The 7,001-nt window shown below is 75.8% G+C and carries 5 protein-coding genes; 3 read left to right on the top strand and 2 right to left on the bottom strand.

What is annotated here, in order from left to right; translation table 11 throughout:
* Positions 1 to 143 precede the first annotated feature (143 nt).
* The 3 genes from GTR00_RS10770 (at position 144) to GTR00_RS10760 (ending at position 5,078) form a co-directional block, all read left to right on the top strand.
* Complete coding sequence (locus tag GTR00_RS10770; RefSeq protein WP_166611622.1) at positions 144 to 977, top strand: alpha/beta fold hydrolase; 834 nt, start codon at positions 144 to 146, stop codon at positions 975 to 977.
* A gap of 65 nt (positions 978 to 1,042) precedes the next feature.
* Entirely contained in the window at positions 1,043 to 2,257 is a 1,215-nt protein-coding gene (locus GTR00_RS10765; protein ID WP_166611621.1) for a sensor histidine kinase, read from the top strand.
* Positions 2,258 to 2,456: 199 nt separating this feature from the next.
* Positions 2,457 to 5,078, top strand: coding sequence for a rhamnogalacturonan lyase (locus GTR00_RS10760; RefSeq protein ID WP_166611620.1), 2,622 nt, complete (start codon positions 2,457 to 2,459; stop codon positions 5,076 to 5,078).
* A gap of 77 nt (positions 5,079 to 5,155) precedes the next feature.
* Here GTR00_RS10760 and GTR00_RS10755 read toward each other — a convergent pair whose 3' ends face one another.
* Positions 5,156 to 6,166, bottom strand: coding sequence for an aldo/keto reductase family protein (locus tag GTR00_RS10755; protein ID WP_166611619.1), 1,011 nt, complete (start codon positions 6,164 to 6,166; stop codon positions 5,156 to 5,158).
* Positions 6,167 to 6,211: 45 nt separating this feature from the next.
* A complete protein-coding gene (locus GTR00_RS10750; RefSeq protein ID WP_166611618.1) occupies positions 6,212 to 6,952 on the bottom strand; it encodes a GAF domain-containing protein in 741 nt (246 codons plus the stop codon).
* Between the last annotated feature and the right edge of the window lie 49 nt (positions 6,953 to 7,001).

Raw genomic sequence — 7,001 nt, 5'->3', positions numbered from 1 at the left:
GGTACAGCCTGCTGCACCGCCCGCCGTCCCCGCGCGGTGCAGCAGGCTGTACCTGCCGGGGACAGCAGGCGGGCTTCCCCGCGCACCGGCGGGTTCCCTAAGGTCGGCGCGTCCGCACCACCCTGCCAGGAGGCGAGCCACCAGTGCCCACCATCACCGTCGGTACCGAGAACAGCGCACCGATCGAGCTGCACTACCAGGACCACGGCACCGGCCGACCCGTCGTGCTCATCCACGGCTACCCCCTGGACGGGGACTCGTGGGAGAAGCAGCAGCCGGCGCTGCTGGAGGCCGGCTACCGCGTCATCACCTACGACCGGCGCGGTTTCGGCCGCTCCGGCAGGCCCACCACCGGTTACGACTACGACACCTTCGCCGCCGACCTGGACGCGCTGGTGAACGCGCTGGACCTGCGCGACGCCGTGCTGGTGGGTTTCTCGATGGGTTCGGGCGAGGTGACGCGCTACCTGGGGCGCTACGGCTCCGAGCGCGTGGCGAAGGTGGCGCTGCTGGCCTCGCTGCAGCCGTACCTGCTGCAGGCCGACGACAATCCCGAGGGGGTCGACGGCGCCGTCTTCGAGGGCATCCTCCAGGCCGTCACCGCCGACCGCTACGCCTACTTCCGGGACTTCCTCGCCGACTTCTACAACCTGGACCAGACGCTGGGGCAGCGCATCAGCCAGGCCGCGGTGGACGCCAGCTGGGCCGTGGCCGCCTCCTCCTCCCCGCACGCCGCCTCGGCGTGCGTGCCGACCTGGCTGACGGACTTCCGCGAGGACCTGCTGAAGTTCGACGTGCCCGTGCTGCTGCTGCACGGCACCGAGGACCGCATCCTGCCCATCGGCGCCACGGCCGAGCAGACGCGCCGCCGGCTGCCCTCGGCGACGTACGTGCAGGTGCAGGGGGCCCCGCACGGGCTGCTGTGGACCCACGCGCAGGAGGTCAACGACGCCCTGCTCGACTTCCTCGGCCGCTGACGCCCCCGACCCCGCGCCGTGCCCGGCAGCCCGCCACGCTGCCGGGCACGGGTGAGGACGACGCGGTGGACGCCCCCGTCCCGGCGGGTCGGCTGCAGCGGTTCTCGCGCGGCTTCCGCTTCCTCGTGGACGGCCTGGCCACCGGCCTGGCCGCCTGGTTCGTGCTCCTGGCGTGCCTGGCGTGCCTGGTGCCCGTCGTGTCCCTGCCGCTGCTGCCCCGCGCGGCGCGGGCCGCCCGGGCGCTCACCGCGCTCGAGCGCGCCCGCGTCGCCCGCCACCTGCAGGTGCGCGTCCCGGCGCCCCCCGCCGTCCCGGCGACCGCGCGCGCGGTGCTCGCGGACGCGGCCGTCCGCCGCGACGCCGCGTTCCTGCTGGTGCACGCCGTCGTCGGCACGCTGGCCGGCGTGGTGGCGGTCAGCTCACCGATCGGCGCCGTGCAGAACGTGGTGCTGGCCCTGACGTGGCCGCTGTTCCCCGCGGCCACCACGACCCTGAACACCCCCGTGCAGAGCTGGCCGCAGGCGGGGGTCGCGCTCCTGCTCGCCGCGGCCTACGCCGCGCTCGGCCCGCTGGTGGTGCCGCCGCTGGCCCGCTGGCACCTGCGCACCAGCGCCGCGCTGCTGGCCCCGCCGCGCGAGTCGCTGGTGGAGCGCCTGGCCGAGGTGACGGCCACCCGCGCCGCCGCGCTGGACGCGCACGCCACCGAGCTGCGGCGCATCGAGCGCGACCTGCACGACGGCATCCAGAACCGGATGGTCGCCGTCGTGGTGCACCTGGGCGCCGCCGAGCGCGCCCTGCGCCGCGACCCGGTGGCGGCGCTGCCCTTCGTCCTGACCGCGCACTCGGCGGCCGACCAGGCGCTGGCGGACCTGCGGGCCGTCGTGCGCAGCATCTACCCCCCGGTCCTGGCCGACCGCGGCCTGGCGGAGGCGGTGTCCGGGCTGGCCGCGCACAGCTCGGTGCCCTGCACGGTGCGGACCGGGGCGCTGCCGCGGATCCCCGCCGCGGTGGAGGCGGCGGCCTACGCCGCGGTCGCCGAGGGGCTGACCAACGCCGCCAAGCACAGCGGTGCGCGCCGGGTGGACGTGCACCTGGGGGTCCGCGGCGGCCGGCTGGTCGTGGAGGTCTCCGACGACGGCGGCGGGGGGGCGCAGGAGGCGCGCGGCACGGGCCTGAGCGGGATCCGCCGCCGCGTGCAGGCCCTGGACGGGACCGTGCAGCTGCACAGCCCCGCCGGCGGGCCGACCCTGCTGCGGATCGCCGTGCCCGTCCCCGGGTGAGCGCCGCGGGGCGCGGCGCGTCCCCGGCGCCGCGCGACCCCCGCACCGCGCGACCCCCGCACCGCGCCCGATCCGGTAAGCGCTTGCCCAAGCGCCTCGCCACCTCGTAGGGTCGGCCTCGAGGAGGGCCGCAGGCGACCGGGCCGTCGCACGACGCAGGCGTCGCACCCCCGGGCCCTCACGGACGAGGGATTCGACGATGAAGCTCCTTCCCCGGGCGGCAGCAGGCCGCCTGGCCCTGTGCGGCGGCGCGAGCGTCGCCCTCGCAGCCGGTCTGGCCGTCGGCGCCGGCAGCGCCTCGGCCACCTCGCCCGCCCCGGCGGCCCCGGGCACCGCGGCCGGCGCCGCGAGCGGTGCGGCCGGCGGCGGGGGCGGTGGGCAGGTCCGCCTGGAGTGGCTCGACCGCGGCCTGGTCGCGGCGGCCACCGACCGCGGCGTGCACCTGTCGTGGCGGCTGCTGGGCACCGAGGTCACCGGCACCACGGCGCGCGGCGTGAGCGGACCGGACTTCCGCGTGTACCGCGACGGCGCGCTGGTGGCCACGGTCACCGACAGCACCAACTGGCTCGACCCCGCCGGCAGCACCGCCTCGCGCTACCGCGTGGTCCCGCTGGTCCGGGGCCGCGAGGCCGGCCCCAGCGGGGAGGCGAGGCCGTGGGGCGGTGCGTCCCTGGACGTCGCGCTGGACAGGCCCGCCGACGGCAGGACCCCCGCGGGGGAGGCGTACACCTACTCCGCCAACGACGTCAGCGCCGCCGACGTCGACGGCGACGGGCAGCTCGAGCTCGTGGTGAAGTGGGACCCGTCCAACTCCAAGGACGTCTCGCAGGTGGGGTACACCGGCACCGTCTACCTGGACACCTACGAGCTGGACGGCACCCTGCTGGCCCGCGTCGACCTCGGGGTCAACATCCGCGCCGGAGCGCACTACACGCAGTTCCTCGTGCAGGACTTCGACGGCGACGGCCGCGCGGAGCTGATGCTCAAGACCGCCCCGGGCACCCGGAGCACCCGCTACGCCGACGGGGAGGCGGTGTCCACCGCGCCGATCACGCTGCTGCCCGGGGACGTCGCGGCAGGCGTGCGGCACAGCGACGACTACCGGCTCAGCGCCGCGCAGTACCGCGAGCACCTGATCGGGGTGCTGCGCGGCTGGCACGCGCACCCCGAGGTCGTCGCCGGGCGCTGGCCGGCCACCGTCGAGCAGGCCCTGGGCCTGGCGCCGCGCCACGCCTACCCGCTCTCGCAGGCCGACGCCGCCGCCCTGGCCGACCACTTCATCGACGTGTACGCCCCGGCCCGCTCCCCGCGCAACGCGCTGCGCGCCTTCGAGGGTTTCGTCCTCAGCGGCCCGGAGTACCTCTCGGTCTTCGACGCCGGCACCGGCCGCGAGCTGCAGACGATCGCCTACGAACCCGGGCGCACCGACGACGGCCTGATGTGGGGCGACTACGCCATGAACCGCATCGAGCCCGGCAACCGCGTCGACCGGTTCCTGGCCGGCGTCGCCCACCTCGACGGCGAGCGCCCCTCGGCCGTCTTCGCCCGCGGTTACTACACGCGCACCGCGGTGGCCGCCTACGACTGGGACGGCCGGCGGCTCTCCCAGCGCTGGTCCGTCGACAGCGGCTTCACCCCCATGACCAACCCGTTCGACGACGGCCCGCACGGGCGCGACGGCACCGACCCGGTGTACGGGAAGCTCACCACGCAGGGTTTCCACTCCCTCAGCGCCGCCGACGTCGACGGCGACGGCAAGCACGAGGTCGTCTACGGCGCAGCCACCCTCGACGACGACGGCTCCCTGCTGTACTCCTCCACCGCCACGCTGCCGGCGGGCTCGGCCGACCCCGGCGCCGAGGCCCGCCTCGGGCACGGCGACGCCCTGCACGTCACCGACGTCGACCCCGACCGGCCCGGCCTGGAGGTCTTCACCGTCCACGAGGGCGGCACCTCCGCGCCCTACGGGATGGCGCTGCGCGAGGCGGCCACGGGCGAGACGGTCTTCGGCGCCTACTCCGGGCGCGACACCGGCCGCGGGATGGTCGGCGACGTCGTGCCCGGCCGGCGCGGGCTGGAGGTGTGGGCCGGCATGCCCGACGGCACCTCGGGCACCGGCCTGCTCAGCGCCCGTGGGGAGGCGCTGGCCCCGGCCACGCCGGGCACCAACCAGTCCATCCGCTGGGCCGGCGACGGCACCACGCAGGTCGTGGAGGGCTCCGGCACCCAGACCCCCGTGGTGCGCGACCGCACCCGCGGGGTGCTGCTGACCGCCACCGGAACCCTCACCAACAACGGCACCAAGGGCAACCCGTCCCTGGTCGCCGACATCCTCGGCGACTGGCGCGAGGAGCTGGTGCTGCGCACCGCCGACAGCAGCGCGCTGCGCATCTTCGTGAGCACCGAGCTCACGGACCGCAAGACGTACACGCTGCTGCACGACCCGCAGTACCGCGACGAGGTCGCCCGCCAGCAGACGGCCTACAACCAGCCCTCCCACCCCGGCTTCTACCTCGCCTCTGACACCGACCCCGCCCGGGTCCCGGTGCCGCACCTGCTGGCTCCCACGGCCGGGGTCCTGGCCGGGCGCCTGGAGGAGCTGTCCGCGGCGGGCGAGGTCACCGGGCCGCTGGTGGGGAGCCTGCGCGCGCACGCGCGCGGCGCCCAGCGCCACCTCGACGCCGGGCGCACGCAGCAGGGCGTGCGCGAGCTGGAACGCTTCCTGGGCCTGCTGGAGCGCTCCGGCGGCGAGCGGCTCACCGGGTACGCCGAGCAGGTCCTGCGCCACGGCGCGACCTGCGCCCTGGCCGCCGTGCGCTGACGCCCCCCGCACCACGCCCCCGTGCCCCCGTGCCGCGCCCCCGTGCCGCGCGGCACGGGGGCACGGGGGCGCCTCGCTCAGACCTCGCGCTGCTTGGGCGAGCTCTCCAGCGTCCGCGCCGGGTCGCGCTCGACGACGTCGCCGAGCACCTCGTCGATGCGCGCCAGCGCGTCGGCCGGGATCGTGGTGCCGGCGGCGGCGGCGTTGTCGTGGACCTGCTCCGGTCGCGAGGCGCCGATGATCGCGGTGGCCACGTTGTCGTTCTGCAGCACCCACGCCACCGCCAGCTGGGCCATCGACAGCCCCAGGTCGCCGGCGATCGGCTTCAGGCGCTGCACGCGGGTGAGCACGTCGTCGTCCATGAACCGCTTGATCATGTCCGCGCCGCCCTTGGTGTCCGTGGCGCGGCTGCCCGCCGGCGGCTCGGCGCCCGGGCGGTACTTGCCGGTCAGCACCCCCTGGGCGATGGGCGACCACACCACCTGCGAGATGCCCAGCTCGCGCGAGGTCGGCACCACCTCGCCCTCGATGACCCGCCACAGCATCGAGTACTGCGGCTGGTTGGAGACCAGCTGGAACCCCAGCTGCTGCGCCAGCGCGTGCCCGGCGCGCAGCTGCTCCGCCGTCCACTCGCTGACGCCGACGTAGCCGACCTTGCCGGCGCGCACCAGGTCGGCGAACGCCTGCATCGTCTCCTCCAGCGGCGTCGCGTAGTCGTAGCGGTGCGCCTGGTAGAGGTCGATGTGGTCGGTGCCCAGCCGGCGCAGCGAGCCCTCGCACGCCTCCAGCACGTGCTTGCGCGACAGGCCGGTGTCGTTGTGCCCCTTGGGGCCGATCGGCCCGAAGACCTTGGTGAGGATCTCCAGGGACTCCCGCCGCTGCCCCTTCAGGGCCTCGCCCAGCACGCTCTCGGCGACCGTGTTGGCGTAGACGTCGGCGGTGTCGAACGTGGAGATGCCCGCGTCCAGGGCCGCGTGCACGCACGCGACGGCGGCGTCGTTCTCCACCTGGGACCCGTGGGTGAGCCAGTTGCCGTAGGTGATCTCGGAGATCTTCAGGCCGGAGCGGCCGAGGTGTCGGTGTTCCACACCGGTGAATGCTCGTCCCTGCGGGACGTTCGCGCCCGTCGGGCCTCAGCGCAGCTGGTCGGTGCCCAGGGCGGCGACGTCGAAGCGGCCGGTGACGACGTCGTCGGCCAGGGCGTCCAGGGTCCGCTCGCTGGCGTAGGCGTGCGCCCGCAGCACCGCCAGGGCCTGGTCGCTGGGCAGGGCCAGGACGAGGTTGGCCATGCCGGTGGCGATCCACACCTGCCGGCGCCGGCGCGCCGCGGCGCTGTCGAGCCAGGTGCCCAGCGCGGCGCCGTGCTCGGGTCCGTCGCGGTGCTCGCGCAGGGTGTCCAGCAGGACGTCGGTGACGGCTGCGGCGATGTGCTGGGCCTCCATGACGTCCGCACCGCCCAGGGGCCGTGAGCGCCGCAGGTACAGGTCGAGCACCCCGATGCGGGCGCTGTCCACCCGCAGCGGCACGCTGAGCCCGCCGCGGAAGGGGGTGCGGGCGAAGTGCTGCTCGGCCAGCACCGGCCACTGCTGCTCCCACTCGTGCTCGGTGACCAGGACCGCGCGCCCGGTGCGCATCGCCGCGAAGCAGGGACCGTCCCCCACGGTGTACTGCAGCCGTTCGGCGACCGCGGCGACCTCGTCGCTGGCGCCCAGCGGGACCCGGGCGTCGGGACCGCTCATCAGGCTCAGCCCGGCGGCGTCGTAGCACAGCACCTGCGCGCAGGCGCGCGCCAGGGCGCTGGGCAGCACGTCCTCGTCGCGGCCGGCCGCCTCGGCCCTCCACGTGCGGGCGAAGCTGTCGAGCAGGTGGCTCACCGCTGCTCGCGACGCTCGCGTCCGCTGCGGGGGGCGGGGGTGCGGGGGG

It is taken from the genome of Kineococcus indalonis (assembly GCF_009906395.1).
Lineage (GTDB): Bacteria > Actinomycetota > Actinomycetes > Actinomycetales > Kineococcaceae > Kineococcus > Kineococcus indalonis.
Note: the sequence above shows the minus strand (reverse complement) of the source record. Positions and strands in the feature narration are given on the sequence as shown.

Bases quoted from the DNA above. Each gene is read 5' to 3' on its own strand.
- GTR00_RS10760 (WP_166611620.1), top strand. From the start codon at position 2,457: ATGAAGCTCCTTCCCCGGGCGGCAGCAGGCCGCCTGGCCCTGTGCGGC.